We start from the raw sequence: 14,567 nt of genomic DNA, 5'->3' as shown, positions 1-14,567 counted from the left end.
CTCACTTTTTTTTGGGACCTTTGCCCCGTGACTTCTGAGCCAGTTCAGAATTCATAATTCCTAATTCAGAATTCCCTTGCCCAGTCACACCGAGGAAAACTACCTGAAGGCCATCTACAAGCTTTCCGAAGCGGAGCCCGGCGCCGAAGTCAGCACCAACAGCATTGCCGAGGCACTGCAGACCCGGCCCGCCTCGGTGACGGATATGCTGCGCCGCCTCGGCGAAAAAGGTTTGCTGAGCTACCAGCGCTACCGCGGCGTGCTGCTCACCGCGGAAGGCCGGCGAGTGGCCCTGCTCACCATTCGTAAGCACCGCCTGTGGGAGGTGTTTCTGGTGCAGAAGCTGGGCTTCGCCTGGGACGAAGTGCACGAGGTGGCCGAGGAAATGGAGCACATCAGCTCCCCGCTGCTGGTGCGCCGCCTCGACGAGTTTCTGGGCTTCCCCGAGGTCGACCCGCACGGGGACCCGATTCCGCGCGAGGACGGGGCCATGCTGCGCCCCCAGCACCGGCTGCTGTCGGAGCTGAAGCCGGGGCAGCAGGGGCTGCTGGTGGCCGTCAAGAACACTTCCCAGCCCTTCCTGCAGTATCTCAACAAGGTGGGCATCGTGCTGGGTTGCGACATTAAAGTCCTGGACAAGATCTTATTCGACAACTCACTAGAAATAAGCATCAATAACGCGCCAAAAACCCAGGTATCCGCGGAAGTCAGCCGCAATCTGTTTGTCACCTCCTGATGGGTGAACGGGTGAGTGTAGGTCTGGCTGCGCCCTCTGCGCAGCACCGCGCCTCCTGAACAGCAACTCACCAGTTCACCATCTCACCACCTCACCACATGCTGCCCCTCGCCCTTTCCGATACCATCGTTGCCCTTTCCACTCCGCCCGGCGCCGGGGCCATTGCCGTCGTGCGCCTGTCGGGGCCGGCGGCCATTGGGCTGACCAACGAGGTATTCCGCGGCAAGGACCTGACCACGCAGCCCGGCCACAGCCTGCACTACGGCACCCTCCGCGACGGGGAAAGTATCCTGGATGAGGTGGTCGTCAGCCTGTTCCGCGGGCCGCATTCCTACACCCGCGAGGACGTGGTCGAAATCAGTACCCACGGCTCCGACTACATCGTGCGGGAACTGCTGGCCTTGCTGGTGCGGCGCGGGGCGCGACTGGCCGAGCCGGGCGAGTTTACCAAGCGGGCCTTCCTGCACGGCGCCTTCGACCTGGCCCAGGCCGAGGCCGTGGCCGATTTGATTGCCGCCGACTCGGCCCTGCAGCACCGCGTGGCCCTGAACCAGATGCGCGGCGGCTTCTCGCGCGAGCTAGCCGATCTGCGCCAGCGCCTCATCGACTTCGCCGCCCTGCTGGAGCTGGAGCTGGACTTCGGCGAGGAAGACGTGGAGTTTGCCGACCGCACCGGCCTGCTGCGGCTGCTGACGGAGGTCAAAACCCTGGTGCAGCGGCTGCTGCGCTCCTTCGAGCTGGGCAACGTCATCAAAAACGGCGTCACCACCGTCATTGCTGGCCGGCCCAACGCGGGCAAGAGCACCCTGCTCAACGCCCTGCTCAACGAGGAGCGCGCCATCGTCTCAGCCATTCCGGGCACCACCCGCGACTTTATCGAGGACGAAGTCAGCCTGGAGGGCATCAAGTTTCGCTTCGTCGACACGGCTGGCCTGCGCGACACCACCGACGTGGTTGAGGCCATCGGGGTGGAGCGCACCCGGCAGCGCGTGCAGCAGGCCGCCGTGGTGCTCTACCTGCTGGACCTGGTCACCGCCACGCCCGCCGAGGTGGCCGCCGACGTGGCTGCGCTGCCCCTACCCGCCGGCACCGTGCTGCTGCTCGTGGGCAACAAGCTGGACGAAGCGTCCGCCGCCGCGGTGGCCGAACTGCAGGCCGCTTACCCGGAAATGCAGCTACTCTCCGCCGCCAGCCACGCCGGCCTGGAGGAGCTGCGTCAGCGCCTGCTGGCCACCGTGCGCCGGGAAGGCCTCGACGCCGGCGCGGCCACTATCGTCACCAATCTGCGCCACGCCCGCAGCCTGGAAGTAGCCGCCGAAGCCCTGACGGCCGTGCAGCACGGCCTGCAGCACGGCCTGGGCACTGAGCTGGTAGCCTCCGACCTGCGCCGCGCCCTGCGCGCCCTCGGTGAAATCACCGGCGACATCAGCTCCGATGACCTGTTGGGCAGCATCTTCACCCGCTTCTGCATCGGCAAGTAGCGGCGGCTACCGGTGCTGCTACCCTGGCCTACCCTGGCGCGAGTCTTAAGCGCAGCGTGACTCGTGCCCACGAATGGGTGGGAGTCTCCAGACTCCCGTAGCAGAACAACCATCTGCAAAGCCAGGCGGCACGGTTCCGCCTGGCCGCCGGTGGCGGCCGCGAGTCGGAGACTCGCGTTCATCCGTGGGCACGAGTCGCGCTGCGCTTAAGACTCGCGCCAGTTGCGCCAGTTGCGACTCGCGCCAGTTGCAGCCAGTTGCGGACTCGCGCCAGTTGCAGCCGACCACGGTCGTTACCGGTGCTGCTCGTACCGATTGGCCGGCACCGCACTGCGCAGGTGCGCCAGTTCCGCATCCGTCAGCAGCGGCGCCTGTCCGGCGGCCACGGCCTCCCGTAATTGTTCCGCGGTTCGAATACCAAGTACCGCCGACGCAACGGCCGGGTGCGCCAGGGCGAACTGCACGGCCGTTTCTGCAGCAGGGCGCGGCGGCTGCGCGGCCTGCTGCCCGGCTTGGGCCGCGCGGGTCACTTCTTCGGCGGCGTAGTTCAGGTAAGGCGTGGCCGGTTTGCCGAGCAATAGTCCCTGGGCGTAGCTGCCGCGCGTTAGCACGCCGATGTGGTGCTCCTGCAGCAACTCCAGGACGGCTTCCTCGGGGCGGCGGTCCAACAGGCTGTACTGCAGCATCACGCTGGCAATGCGGGAACGGCGCACGTACTCGCGGATAACGTTCGGGCGGATGGAGGAAATGCCGTACGCGCGGATTTTGCCCTGCTGCCGCAGCAGCTCAAAAGCTTCGATAGTCTCGTCCATCGGGTCGTCGATGGTGCCGCCGTGCAGCTGGTAGAGGTCGATGTAATCCGTCTGCAGGCGTTCAAGGGAGCCTTCCACGGCTTGCAGGATGTAGGCTTTGGTGGGGTTCCAGTTCCAGCCGCTGCCGTCGGGCCGCCACTGGTTGCCGACTTTGGTGGCCAGCACCACTTCGGCGCGCCGGCCCCGGAAAGCTTTGCCGACGCTGACTTCGTTTTCGCCTTTTTGGTACAAATCGGCGGTGTCGAACAGGTTGATGCCCGCGTCGAGGGCTTGGTGCAGCAGGCGGGCGTTGGCCGCGTGGTCGTCGCCGAGTGACATGCAGCCGAAGCTGACGGCGCTGACGCGCAAATCGGAGGTGCCGAGGGGATGGAGCTTCATGCGGAGCAGGGAGAGTACCGCTGAATAAGCCGCTACGCCGTGAAAAGTTGCCGTTGGCCCGTTTCGGCAGGCGACCAACTCGGTTGCGAAACCGCCTGGCGGCCCCGTCGAAAAGTGCACGGGCCAGCAAATCCATCACCTTAATTTTCTTTAACCTCAGTCAGAGGCCGCTAGTGGTATTAATTGGCTGTCAAGGCCAAACAACCGCTCAGCTTCATTTGTACTACACCTGGCCCGTGGCAAACTCGCCGCCGGGTTGCAGGGCAAAGTGCTAATGCCGTACTTCGCCCCCGCACGCCACCCACTCTCCCTGTCCACTAATAAGTTTGTAATGGCAGAAACCGCTGAAATTATCCTCGACGGCAAATCGTACCCGATGCCGGTGTTCGAGGGTACTGAGAACGAAAAGGCTATCGATATCAACAAGCTCCGTGACCAGACCGGTTACGTGACGCTGGATTCGGGCTACAAAAACACCGGCGCCACCAAAAGCGCCATCACCTTCCTCGACGGCGAAGAGGGCATCCTGCGCTACCGCGGCTACCCCATCGAGCAGCTGGCCGAAAAGTCCAGCTTCCTGGAAGTCGCTTACCTGCTGATCTACGGCACGCTGCCGACCGAAGCCGAGCTGAAGGACTTCTCGGGCCAGATTACCAAGCACACCCTCGTGCACGAGGACGTGCGCAAGATTTTCGACGGCTTCCCGTCGGCGGCCCACCCGATGGCCATTCTCTCCTCGCTGATCTGCGCCCTGACGGCTTTCTACCCGGAAAGCGTGTCGCCGGACCTGAGCAAGGAGGAAATCGACCTGAACGTCATCCGTCTGATGGCCAAGCTGCCCACCATTGCGGCCTGGACCTACAAAAACCAGATGGGCCACCCGCTGAACTACCCGCGCAACGACATGGACTACGCGTCCAACTTCCTGCACATGATGTTCAGCTTCCCCACCGAGAAGTACGAGCTGAACCCGGTGGTCGTCAGCGCCCTCAACAAGCTGCTCATCCTGCACGCCGACCACGAGCAGAACTGCTCCACCTCGACGGTGCGCCTGGTGGGCTCGGCCAACGCCTCGCTCTACGGCTCGGTTTCGGCCGGCATCAATGCCCTGTGGGGCCCGCTGCACGGCGGCGCCAACCAGGAAGTGGTGGAAATGCTCGAAGCCATTGAGCGCGACGGCGGCGACACCAGCAAGTTCATCGCCAAGGCCAAGGACAAAAACGACTCCTTCCGCCTGATGGGCTTCGGCCACCGCGTGTACAAGAACTTCGACCCGCGCGCCACCATCATCAAGAAGGCCGCCGACGAGGTGCTGTCGGCCCTGGGCCTGCAGGACAGCCCGCTGCTGAAAATTGCGAAGGAGCTGGAGCAAGCCGCCCTCACCGACGAGTACTTCGTCCAGCGCAAGCTCTACCCGAACGTGGACTTCTACTCGGGCATCATCTACAAAGCCCTGGGCATTCCCACGGAGATGTTCACGGTGATGTTCGCCCTGGGCCGCCTCCCCGGCTGGATTGCCCAGTGGAAAGAGATGCGCGAGAACAAGGAGCCCATCGGCCGCCCGCGCCAGATCTACGTGGGCGAGAAAGAGCGCAACTACGTGCCGATCAACGAGCGCGGCTAGTCAGCAGCTTTCCGAACCGCATAAAAAAACGCCAGCCCCAGAAAGGCTGGCGTTTTTGCGTGTGGGCGGGCTGCTGCAACAGCCTACCCGGCTAAGCAAAAAACGGAGTGAGTGTGAGTGAAACGTGGTGAGTGAAAGCGAGTGAATGGTTGCCGGCCAGGGGCTTAGCGCTCCGATGAGGAGCCCAGGGCCGTCATGTTGGTGCGCGACTGGCGGTAGGCCGTCATCTGGCGGGGCCAGAGAATAGCGGCCATTTCCCAGTCGAAGCGGTCCTGCAGCTCGGCCAGCTGCTGGTCGAGGGCGCCGGGGTTATCAGCCAGGCGCGTTTTCAGGTCCTGCGTGGTGCTGAGGAACTGCAGGTTGAGGCGGCGTACCTTCACGAACTGGGCTTCGTTGAGGGGTACTTTCTGGGCTATCTGCTGGGTAAGCGTGGTAGCCCGGTCGTTGAGCGTGGGTTCCTGGCCAGCCGTGGCCCCTTGGGCCAGCACCAGGCAGAGCCCCAGCGAGGGAAGAAAAAACAGTTTGTTCATGAGCGGTGGATTGTGTTGTGGCGTGGCAATGAATGCGGCAGACAACCCGGCCCAAGCTACGTCCCCGCCGTGTGAGCTCGGCAGGGACGTTGTCAGGAGCACTAGCGGCCGCTGGGAAGGCCCAGGGCGGTCATGCTGGCCTGGCTTTGCTTGTAGGCCGTGAGTTGGGTCGGACGCAGCATCAGGGCCAATTCCATGTGGTAGCTGGTTTGGGCTTCGGCCATGCGGATGTCCCGGATTTCGGGGTCGGCGGCGAAACGGTCCTTCAGGTCTTCCATGGTGCTGAGCATGCGCAGGTTCAGCTGCTTTAGCTTCAGGTACTGGCCTTCGTCGAGCTGCATTTTGCTGGCCATGGCCCGCGTCAGCACGGTGGCGCGTTGGTGGAGCGGGTTTTCGCTTTCGGAATCCTTGGTAGCAGCCGAAGCGGCGGTCAGGAACCCAAAGGCTAGGCCAGCCAGCAGGAGGAGCTTTTTCATGGGACGGGAGTGTGGAGATTGGACAATGGTGAAAACGGGTTTAAGTGAAGTGACTAAGAGCGAAACCCGGTATCCGGGCCAAAACGGCAGCCCGGGAACGGCATTGGGTTCGACCAAATGTGTGGGGATAAAAATGAAATAGCAAAAAGAAATTTTGTAACTATTCTATCCGCCAGCTTTTATCAAAACGTCAATAAAAGCTCATTATCAACCCATTAATCTACCATTGAAAAAGCCCCGATATAGCACAAAAAAAAGTCAAACGGCCGGTTTTGCGGGGCAAAACCGGCCGTTTGACGGACCAAAAAGGCTGACTATTGGACTGGTAGTGTAGCGCGGACTTTAGCCCGCGGCCGCTCGAACGATGCCGTTCTGCCGAATACGGGCTAAACCGCCGGAGGGCGTAGCCAAGCCCGCGCTACATTACAGGATGCGCAGCTCGATGCGGCGGTTCTGCTGGCGGTGCTCGTCCGAGTCGTTCGGGGCCAGCGGCTTCGATTCGCCGTAGCCGCGGAAGCGCAGCCGCTCGGCTTTCACTTTGTGCTCCACCAGGTAGCTGTACACCGATTTGGCGCGGTTCTTCGACAAAACCATGTTGTCGTCGTCGGTACCCACGTCGTCGGTATGGCCCGAAATTTCCACCTGCACCTCGGGGTACTGGCTCATAAATTTGATGAGGCGGTTCAGCTCGGTGCGGGAGTTGGGCTTGAGGGCGTACTCCTTGGAGTCGAAGAAGAGGTTGTTGAGCACGATGGCGCGGCCGGCGCGCACGGGCTCCAGGTAAATGTCGAGGGTGAGCGGGTCGAAGCTGCGCTTGTCGGAGTAGTCGAAGTTCAGGCTGCGCATCAGGTACTTATCGGCCACGGCGTACATGCCGTACTGGTGGCCTTCGTTGAGCACCACGGTGTAGTCGCCGCTTTCCGGGTCGCTCATCACGGCCTGCACCATTTCGTCGGTTTTCAGGTCGTAAAGCTGCACATCGGCCTGCAGCGGCTTCTTGGTCACGGCGTCGAACACGCGGCCCTGGGTGTAGGTGCTTTGCTCGCTGGAGCGCACCGCGGCGGGCACCTCGAAGCCGAACAGCTCCACCGGCCGGTCGCGCTCGGCCACGGCGGCCTCGGCGGGCCGGGTGCGGGCACAGAAGCCGCGGCGGTTGTCGGAGCTGATGAACAGCGAGGCTTCGTTTTCGAAGGTGTTGAGCGGGTAGCCCAGGTTTTCGGGGTTACCGAACTTGCCCGCAGTGATGTTAGCCTTGTATACGTCCAGCCCGCCCATGCCCACCATGCCGTCGGAGACGTAGTAGAGCGTGCTGCCGCTGGCGTGGATGAACGGGGCCATGTCCTTGCCCACGGTATTCACCGGCGCGCCCACGTTGCGCGCCACCGCCCACGTGCCGTCTTCCTGCAGGGTCGTCACGTAGATGTCTTCCAGTCCCACGCCGCCGCGGCGGTCGGAGGTGAAATAGAGCGTGCGCCCGTCGGCCGAGAGCGTGGGCTGCGAGTCCCAGGCCACGGAGTTGACGTTGCGGCCCAGGTTGCGCGGCTTGCTCCAGCTGTTGCCGGTGCGCCGCGAAATGTACAAGTCGCAGTTGCCCACGGCGCCGGGCCGGTCGCAGGAGGCAAACACCAGGGTTTTGCCGTCACCGGAAATCGAGCCCGCGCCTTCGTTGAACTGCGAGTTAATGGCCGCGGAAATCAGCTGCGGGTCGCCAAACGAGCCGTCCTTTTCGATGCGGCTGATCAGGATGTCCTCGTCCGACTCGCCGGTTTTGCGGGCGGTGTAGACGAGGAAGCGGTTGTCGGCCGTGACGGCGGGGAAGTACTGGAAGCGGAAGGTATTGAGCGGGGCGCCCAGTCGCTCGGGGGCCTTGCCCACCGGGCTCTGCAGGGCTTTCAGGGCAAACTCGCAGTTGGCCACCTGCTGCTGGGCCTTCGGAATGTAGCGCTGGCCCTTGGGCGCCACCTTCAGGAATTTCTGGTAGGCATCCAGCGCGGGCTGGTACTCGCCGAAGCCCATGGCCAGCTCGCCCAGGGTGAAGTAGTCGTTCATGCGGCCGGGGTCAAAGGCCGTCTTCTCAACGCCTTCCCGGTACGACTCGAAGGCCGAGCGGGTGTCGCCCATGGCCTTGTAGAGCTGGCCTTTCAGCAGAAACGGCTCCCCCATCGAGGGAAATTTCTGGTTGAGCGTGCCCAGCGTCTCAATGGCCTTGTTGAATTCGCGGTCCTTGACCTGCTGCTGCGCTTTTTCCCACAGGCTTTTGGCTTTGGAATTGGTGATGGGCACTTTGACTTGCGCAAGGGCCGGCTGCAAAGGCAGCAGACCGCCGGCAGCCACAACCAGCAGGGGCAGCAACACGCGACGCATAAACGGGGCGCTAGGGAATGTCGAGGTATTTGTGCGTCTGCAAGGACACCTGCCACTGCGGGTGCTGCTTGACGTAATCGATGATGAGCGGCGTGACCTGGGCGGCCTTGCCCCACTCGGGCTGCAAAAACAGCCGGCAGTCGGGCCCGACCTGCGCGGCGTGCTCTTCGGCCCAGGCAAAGTCGCTTTTGTTGAACACCACGACTTTCAGCTCGTGGGCAGCGCGAAGCACTTCGGGCAGCGGGGCCTTGAATTTCTTGGGCGAGAGGCAAATCCAGTCCCACTCGCCCGTCAGCGGATGGGCGCCGGAGGTTTCCATCCAGGTCTGCATACCGGCTGCGTGCAGGGCGCGGGTGAGCGGGCCCAGGTCGTGCATCAGCGGCTCGCCGCCGGTAACGACCACGTTGCGGCCCGGATGGGCCGAAGCTTCGGCCACCAGGCTTTCGAGGCTCAGGCGCGGGTGTACATCGGCATCCCAGGATTCTTTTACGTCGCACCAGTGGCAGCCCACGTCGCAACCGCCGAGGCGGATGAAGTAGGCGGCCCGGCCGGCGTTGGCTCCTTCGCCCTGAATGGTATAAAACTGCTCCATCACGGGCAAAGCCGCGGGAGTGGTCAACGCATCAGACGGGGCAAGGGTAGGCAGAGGGTAAAGCAAAGCGAAACGGTAGGGCAGAAAACAAGGTCGGGCCGCTTGGTAAACGAAGCTCCCCCCGGTTGGGGTTCCTCCGGCCACCCGGCGGCCCGACCTTAAAAATACAATTCCCCGGTGAATTTGGCAATTCTGCGGGGATATTTGCCCGCCGCTAGCGCGCTTATGCCGCGCAGGCCGTGTGGACAAAGGCCCTCATGCTTGGTTGCTACCCGCCGTACTAGCGCGGGTACACCTCGCCTTTGGCGGCCCGCAGCGTGTTCAGCAAGAGCATGGCAATGGTCATCGGCCCAACGCCGCCCGGTACCGGGGTGATGTAGGAGCACAGCGGAGCCACGCCGGCAAAGTCCACGTCGCCGCGCAAGGCCCAGCCGGACTTCTTCGAGGCATCCTCCACCCGCGTGGTGCCCACGTCGATAACCACCGCGCCGGGCTTCACCATGTCGGCCGTCACGAAGCCGGGGCGGCCCAGGGCGGCCACCAGAATATCGGCGGTGCGGGTGATGCTGCCCAAATCCTGGGTGCGGGAGTGGCATAAAGTAACGGTGCAGTTACCGGGCTCCAAGTTCTTAGCCAGCAAGATGCTAACCGGCGTACCTACGATATTGGAACGCCCGATTACCACGCAGTGCTTGCCGTCGGTGGGCAGCTCGTAGCGGCGCAGCAGCTCCACGATGCCCGAGGGCGTGGCGGGCAGCAGGGCGGGCAGTCCGGCCACCATGCGGCCGATGTTCATGGGGTGGAAGCCGTCCACGTCCTTTTCCGGCCGGATGGCCTCGATGACCTTGTTCGGGTCGATGTGCTTGGGCAGCGGCAGCTGCACGATGAAGCCGTCGATTTCCGGGTCGTTGTTCAGCGCATCGACCTGGCGCAGCAACTCGGCCTCGGTGATGTCGTCCTCGAAGCGCAGTAGCGTGGAGCCGAAGCCCACGGCCTCGCAGGCCAGCACCTTGTTGCGCACGTAGGTTTCGGAACCGCCGTCGTGGCCCACGAGGATGGCGGCCAGGTGGGGCTGCTTCTGGCCGGCCGCTTTGCGGGCGGCTACTTCGGCGGCAATTTCCTGCTTGATGTTCTCGGCGGTCTGCTTGCCGTCGATGAGGCGGTAGGTCGTGGCGTCGGGAGCAGTGGTCATATGTGAGAGAAAGGTTGGTGTTCGAAGGCAGGTAGTAACTAGCTGGTCCGGGAACCAACTGACGTCAGGGCAATGGAGCCATTGGGCTGCACGCAGTGGCACTGCTGCCCGTTGTGAATGATAGACCAACATTCGTCGAAGGCACGGCGGGGCGAAAAGTCGTTCAGGATGTGTAGCTCCTGACCGTTGCTGAGCCGCATGACCAAATCATACCAGCTAGACAGTTCGGCACCGGTTACCGTGTGGCCTTCCAGGGCAGCTAGGCCGGGCGCGAGTACTTGGTCGGGGTCGTCGTGCCAGCTGAGCCGTATCTGCTCTTCCCGCACGATGTGCCACGCACAGAATACCATCAGCGAAAACGCTCCTTCCCGGGGATTGGCCGGCAGCGGCTCGCCGAACTGCAGGGTAAAGATGGAGCCGGTCCCGCTACCGGCACGGCTCCGCCAAGGCTGCGTTCCAATCAGCTGGCTAATGAGCCGTTGTAAAGCATCAGTAGTCACGGATTCCTGGGACATCAGTCGAGCAGAGTGGCGGGCGGCGGCAGCCGGGGTTACTTCTCGCTGGCAGCCGTTTCGGTGTTGCGGGCAATGGCTTCGCGGCCGGCTTTCAGAATGGCCTGTTCCATCACGGGCCAGTCGTCGCGCCAGCGGAAGCGCAGTTCCTGGCCGCGGCGGATTTTTTCGAGTTGGGCTTCGCTCGTGCAGTTCTTGGTCAGCGCGTCGTTCATGGGGTTGGGATTAGTCACACAGCGCTTTTGCAAGAATTGCATGAAGTGAAAAGGGAAATGGTCAAACAAAAAACGCGGCCCGTCCGGAGCCGCGTTTTTCGCAATCAGTCAATCTTGAGGACGGCCAGAAAGGCCTCTTGCGGAATCTCAACGGACCCGACCTGGCGCATCCGCTTTTTGCCTTCTTTCTGCTTTTCGAGCAGCTTGCGCTTCCGCGAAATGTCGCCGCCGTAGCACTTGGCAATTACGTTTTTGCGCAGGGCCTTCACCGTTTCGCGGGCCACGATTTTCTGCCCGATGGCGGCCTGAATGGCAATTTCGAACATCTGGCGCGGCAGCAGCTCCTTGAGCTTCTCGCAGAGGCGCTTGCCCCAGTCGTAGCTCTTGGAGCGGTGCACGATGGCCGACAGCGCGTCCACCTTCTCGCCGTTGAGCATCACGTCCAGCTTCACCATGTCGGACTGCCGGAAGCCGATCAGCTCGTAGTCGAGCGAAGCATAGCCGCGCGAAATGGTCTTGAGCTTGTCGAAGAAGTCAAACACGATTTCCGACAAGGGCAGCTCAAACGACAGCTCCACCCGCTCCGAGGTCAGGTACGACTGCCCCTTGATGAGGCCGCGCTTCTCCATGCAGAGCGTGATGATCGGGCCTACGAATTCGGCGGCCGTGATGATCTGCGCCTTGATGAAGGGCTCCTCGATGTGCTTGATCAGGTTCGGCTCGGGCATTTCGCTCGGGGCCGATACCATTTTCAGCTCGTCGCGGTTGCTGATGACCTTGAACTGCACCGAGGGCACGGTGGTAATCACGGTCATGTTGAACTCGCGCTCCAGGCGCTCCTGCACGATTTCCATGTGCAGCATGCCCAGGAAGCCGCAGCGGAAGCCGAAGCCGAGCGCGGCTGAGGTTTCGGGCTCCCACACCAGCGAGGCGTCGTTGAGCTGCAGTTTCTCCATGCAGGAGCGCAGCTCTTCGTACTCGGTGGTATCAACGGGGTAAATGCCCGCGAATACCATCGGCTTCACGTCCTCGAAGCCCACGATGGCCTCGGTGGTGGGACGCGCCACGTGGGTGATGGTGTCGCCCACCTTCACTTCGCGGGCCTCTTTGATGCCCGAAATCAGGTAGCCCACGTTGCCGGCCGACATTTCGCCGCGCGGCTCCTGGTTGAGCTTGAGCACGCCGATTTCGTCGGCGCCGTATTCCTTGCCAGTGGCCAGGAAGCGCAGCTTGTCGCCCTTGCGCATGGTGCCGTTCTTGATGCGGAACAGCACTTCGATGCCACGGTAGGAGTTGAAGACCGAGTCGAAAATCAGGGCCTGCAGGGGGGCTTCCGGGTCGCCCGAGGGCGCGGGTACGCGCTCCACGATGGCGTTCAGGATTTCCTCAATACCGATGCCGGCCTTGCCCGACGCGTGGATGATGTCCTCGTGCTTGCAGCCGATCAAATCCACGATTTCGTCCGAGACTTCCTCGGGCATGGCGTGGGGCAGATCGATTTTGTTGAGCACCGGGATGATTTCCAGGTCGGCCCCGATGGCCAGGTACAGGTTGGAAATCGTCTGGGCTTCGATGCCCTGCGAGGAGTCGACGATCAGCAAAGCGCCTTCGCAGGCGGCAATGGAGCGCGACACTTCGTAGCTGAAGTCGACGTGGCCGGGGGTATCGATGAGGTTGAGCGTGTACATTTCCCCTTTGTAGGGGAACTGCATCTGGATGGCGTGGCTCTTGATGGTGATGCCCCGCTCGCGCTCCAGATCCATGTTATCGAGCAATTGGGCCTGCATATCGCGCTTGGCTACGGTGCTGGTAAATTCCAGCAGGCGGTCGGCCAGCGTGCTTTTGCCGTGGTCGATGTGGGCGATGATGCAGAAGTTGCGGATGTTCTTCACTCAGCGGTAATAAAGGCGTGTTGCAACCGCGAAGGTAGCGTTTTCGGGCCGCAAAAACTACCGGCGGCCCCGCCGCTGCCTTGGTGGTACGAGGGCAACCCGCTTACATTAGCGCTAGTTCCCCCCCCGCTATGTCCGTCACCGATACGTCCCTGCAGTCTTCTTCCACCGATATCGGCCAGAAGACGCTGATTGCCGGCTTCAACGCCACCCTGCTTTTTGTGCTGGCCTACCTCACGGCCGATACCGTGTACCGGCTGGCCACCGTGCTCATGGCCCGGCAGCTGCACATTCCGGGCGTGTGGGGCCTGAGCCGGGTGCGGTTCCTGATTGCCGACACGAGCTGGTGGCGGCAGGCGGTGGTGGCCGTTTACAGCGTGGGGCCGGCGGTGTGCCTGGTGCTGGGCATTGTGGCGGCGCTGTGGTTCTGGCAGCGGGCCCGGCTGCGGCGCGGCTTGCTGAAGCAGTACCTCGTGTGGCTGGTGCTGCACTGCCTCAACCTTTTTTTCGGGGCCATGGTGGCCGATACGATTACGCAATCGGGCTTCTGGTACGTGCCGAGCTGGGTGTTTCTGGCCGGCAATGCCGTCAACGTGGCCGTGGCCGTGCTCAGCGGGCTGACGCTGCTGGCGCTGGGCTACCTGGCGGCCCCGCTGTTTCTGCAGAGCCACGACTCGCGCACGCTCATGCGCTACGAGCAGCGCCGCCGGCTGCTGTGGGCCACGCTGTTTGCGCCCTGGCTGCTGGGCTCGGCCCTGATCGGCCTGGCCAAGTACCCCGACATGAGCACCAACGAGTGGCTGCACCTGGCCACGCTGATACTGGCCCTGGTGCCGCTGGCGGTGGGCAGCACCAACGAGCTGTTTGAGTTTACGGTGGAGATGCCGCAGAAAACGCGGGTGGCGGGCGGCCTGGTCGTGCTGGTAGTGCTGGCCCTGGTGGCGGCGCGGGTGGTGCTGGGCCACGGCCTGCACTTCGGCTAGGGCTGCCTACTGGGGCCGGCCCTTCCGCTGCCGTTCCCGCTGCTGCATCTCGGCCCAGGCCTCGGGGCTCAGGTCGCAGTTGAAGTACAGCAGCCGGGCCTGGCCGGGCGGCAGCTTGCGCAGCTCGCTTTGCACCAGGGCCAGCTGCTTGCGCGTTTCCCGGTCCCAGTACTTGATGCCGAACAGGCCCACGTACAGCCGGCTGCCGTCCTGCACCTGCTCGAAGCGCAGGGGCTGGCCGTCGGCGGTGGTGAAGCCCGCCGCCACGGCGTCGAAGTCGGCGTTGTACTTGCGGGCATCGATGCGCAGGGGCTCGTTGAGCTGGGCCACGGCCGGCTTGATGATGCTGTACTTGCCCGGCTCGCAGCGGTTGTCGGGGCTCAGGCGCAGGCCGCGGCCCTGGGCATCGAAGAGCAGCACGCTCGGCAGGGCAAAATCCACCGGCAGGGTGTCGAGGCGCTGCACTTTCCCGCCCTCGAAGCGCACTCCCCCGGTTACGTTGGGGTTGGGGTAGAGCAGCGTGTCGCGGCGATGATCGAGCACGAAAGCGGGCCGGGCCAGGGCCACCTGCGCCGGGTTCATGCCCAGCTGCTGCGCGTAAGCCAGCCGGCTGGCATCGGTTTCGGGTTTGGGATTCTGGTAGCCGAAAACCAGCCGCACCATGGGCGCGCAGCCCAGCAGGCCGGCCAGCAGCCCAGCGCTGCCAAAACGAATCAGTAAACGAACCATACGCGCTGTTGGATTATAATCAGGAGCCGGCAAATAAGCACTTTCCGGCGG

14 protein-coding genes are annotated in these 14,567 nt (G+C 63.1%); 4 read left to right on the top strand and 10 right to left on the bottom strand.

Annotation, left to right across the window (positions count from 1 at the left end):
- Positions 1–76: 76 nt before the first annotated feature.
- Together DLM85_RS03740 and mnmE are read left to right on the top strand one after the other, a co-directional pair.
- The gene (locus DLM85_RS03740; RefSeq protein ID WP_111476712.1) at positions 77–736 is read left to right on the top strand and encodes a metal-dependent transcriptional regulator; all 660 of its coding nucleotides are present in this window, start codon (positions 77–79) and stop codon (positions 734–736) included.
- 98 nt (positions 737–834) lie between these two features.
- The gene (gene mnmE / locus DLM85_RS03735; RefSeq protein ID WP_111476711.1) at positions 835–2,217 is read left to right on the top strand and encodes a tRNA uridine-5-carboxymethylaminomethyl(34) synthesis GTPase MnmE; all 1,383 of its coding nucleotides are present in this window, start codon (positions 835–837) and stop codon (positions 2,215–2,217) included.
- 293 nt (positions 2,218–2,510) lie between these two features.
- Here mnmE and DLM85_RS03730 read toward each other — a convergent pair whose 3' ends face one another.
- On the bottom strand, positions 2,511–3,407 hold the full coding sequence (locus DLM85_RS03730; protein WP_111476710.1) for an aldo/keto reductase: 897 nt from the start codon (positions 3,405–3,407) through the stop codon (positions 2,511–2,513).
- A gap of 331 nt (positions 3,408–3,738) precedes the next feature.
- Between DLM85_RS03730 and DLM85_RS03725 the strand changes: the two genes are divergently transcribed.
- Positions 3,739–5,031, top strand: coding sequence for a citrate synthase (locus DLM85_RS03725; protein WP_111476709.1), 1,293 nt, complete (start codon positions 3,739–3,741; stop codon positions 5,029–5,031).
- Between the two features lie 164 nt (positions 5,032–5,195).
- On the opposite strand, the gene DLM85_RS03720 is transcribed toward DLM85_RS03725, so the two are convergent.
- The 8 genes from DLM85_RS03720 to lepA all read right to left on the bottom strand — a co-directional run bounded on the left by DLM85_RS03720 (position 5,196) and on the right by lepA (position 12,804).
- Positions 5,196–5,561 carry a hypothetical protein gene (locus DLM85_RS03720; protein ID WP_111476708.1) on the bottom strand — a complete coding sequence of 122 codons (366 nt, stop codon included), beginning with the start codon at positions 5,559–5,561 and terminating at the stop codon, positions 5,196–5,198.
- Between the two features lie 101 nt (positions 5,562–5,662).
- Complete coding sequence (locus tag DLM85_RS03715) at positions 5,663–6,037, bottom strand: hypothetical protein (protein ID WP_111476707.1); 375 nt, start codon at positions 6,035–6,037, stop codon at positions 5,663–5,665.
- Between the two features lie 423 nt (positions 6,038–6,460).
- Complete coding sequence (locus tag DLM85_RS03710; protein ID WP_243635857.1) at positions 6,461–8,401, bottom strand: OmpA family protein; 1,941 nt, start codon at positions 8,399–8,401, stop codon at positions 6,461–6,463.
- 10 nt (positions 8,402–8,411) lie between these two features.
- The gene (locus DLM85_RS03705) at positions 8,412–8,993 is read right to left on the bottom strand and encodes a 7-carboxy-7-deazaguanine synthase QueE (RefSeq protein WP_111476706.1); all 582 of its coding nucleotides are present in this window, start codon (positions 8,991–8,993) and stop codon (positions 8,412–8,414) included.
- A gap of 280 nt (positions 8,994–9,273) precedes the next feature.
- Positions 9,274–10,185: a bifunctional 5,10-methylenetetrahydrofolate dehydrogenase/5,10-methenyltetrahydrofolate cyclohydrolase gene (locus tag DLM85_RS03700; protein WP_111476705.1), complete on the bottom strand. Its 912-nt coding sequence runs from the start codon at positions 10,183–10,185 to the stop codon at positions 9,274–9,276.
- A 38-nt stretch (positions 10,186–10,223) separates the two neighbouring features.
- Positions 10,224–10,700: a hypothetical protein gene (locus DLM85_RS03695; protein ID WP_111476704.1), complete on the bottom strand. Its 477-nt coding sequence runs from the start codon at positions 10,698–10,700 to the stop codon at positions 10,224–10,226.
- 35 nt (positions 10,701–10,735) lie between these two features.
- Positions 10,736–10,954: a hypothetical protein gene (locus DLM85_RS24915; protein WP_133256886.1), complete on the bottom strand. Its 219-nt coding sequence runs from the start codon at positions 10,952–10,954 to the stop codon at positions 10,736–10,738.
- A 62-nt stretch (positions 10,955–11,016) separates the two neighbouring features.
- The gene (gene lepA, locus DLM85_RS03690; protein WP_111476703.1) at positions 11,017–12,804 is read right to left on the bottom strand and encodes a translation elongation factor 4; all 1,788 of its coding nucleotides are present in this window, start codon (positions 12,802–12,804) and stop codon (positions 11,017–11,019) included.
- Positions 12,805–12,935: 131 nt separating this feature from the next.
- Here lepA and DLM85_RS03685 point away from each other — a divergent pair, with 131 nt between their 5' ends.
- Positions 12,936–13,787: a hypothetical protein gene (locus DLM85_RS03685; protein ID WP_111476702.1), complete on the top strand. Its 852-nt coding sequence runs from the start codon at positions 12,936–12,938 to the stop codon at positions 13,785–13,787.
- A gap of 6 nt (positions 13,788–13,793) precedes the next feature.
- Here the strand turns inward: DLM85_RS03685 and DLM85_RS03680 are convergent, their stop codons facing one another.
- Positions 13,794–14,516, bottom strand: a complete 723-nt coding sequence (locus DLM85_RS03680) for a hypothetical protein (RefSeq protein WP_111476701.1) — start codon at positions 14,514–14,516, stop codon at positions 13,794–13,796.
- Positions 14,517–14,567: the final 51 nt, after the last annotated feature.

The sequence above is a fragment of the Hymenobacter edaphi genome (assembly GCF_003258365.1).
GTDB lineage: Bacteria > Bacteroidota > Bacteroidia > Cytophagales > Hymenobacteraceae > Solirubrum > Solirubrum edaphi.
Note: the sequence above shows the minus strand (reverse complement) of the source record. Positions and strands in the feature narration are given on the sequence as shown.

Bases quoted from the DNA above. Each gene is read 5' to 3' on its own strand.
- DLM85_RS03725 (WP_111476709.1), top strand. From the start codon at position 3,739: ATGGCAGAAACCGCTGAAATTATCCTCGACGGCAAATCGTACCCGATG.
- DLM85_RS24915 (WP_133256886.1), bottom strand. From the start codon at position 10,954: ATGCAATTCTTGCAAAAGCGCTGTGTGACTAATCCCAACCCCATGAAC.
- DLM85_RS03700 (WP_111476705.1), bottom strand. From the start codon at position 10,185: ATGACCACTGCTCCCGACGCCACGACCTACCGCCTCATCGACGGCAAG.
- DLM85_RS03680 (WP_111476701.1), bottom strand. From the start codon at position 14,516: ATGGTTCGTTTACTGATTCGTTTTGGCAGCGCTGGGCTGCTGGCCGGC.
- DLM85_RS03730 (WP_111476710.1), bottom strand. From the start codon at position 3,407: ATGAAGCTCCATCCCCTCGGCACCTCCGATTTGCGCGTCAGCGCCGTC.
- DLM85_RS03705 (WP_111476706.1), bottom strand. From the start codon at position 8,993: ATGGAGCAGTTTTATACCATTCAGGGCGAAGGAGCCAACGCCGGCCGG.
- DLM85_RS03720 (WP_111476708.1), bottom strand. From the start codon at position 5,561: ATGAACAAACTGTTTTTTCTTCCCTCGCTGGGGCTCTGCCTGGTGCTG.
- DLM85_RS03715 (WP_111476707.1), bottom strand. From the start codon at position 6,037: ATGAAAAAGCTCCTCCTGCTGGCTGGCCTAGCCTTTGGGTTCCTGACC.
- DLM85_RS03710 (WP_243635857.1), bottom strand. From the start codon at position 8,401: ATGCGTCGCGTGTTGCTGCCCCTGCTGGTTGTGGCTGCCGGCGGTCTG.
- mnmE (WP_111476711.1), top strand. From the start codon at position 835: ATGCTGCCCCTCGCCCTTTCCGATACCATCGTTGCCCTTTCCACTCCG.
- DLM85_RS03695 (WP_111476704.1), bottom strand. From the start codon at position 10,700: ATGTCCCAGGAATCCGTGACTACTGATGCTTTACAACGGCTCATTAGC.
- DLM85_RS03685 (WP_111476702.1), top strand. From the start codon at position 12,936: ATGTCCGTCACCGATACGTCCCTGCAGTCTTCTTCCACCGATATCGGC.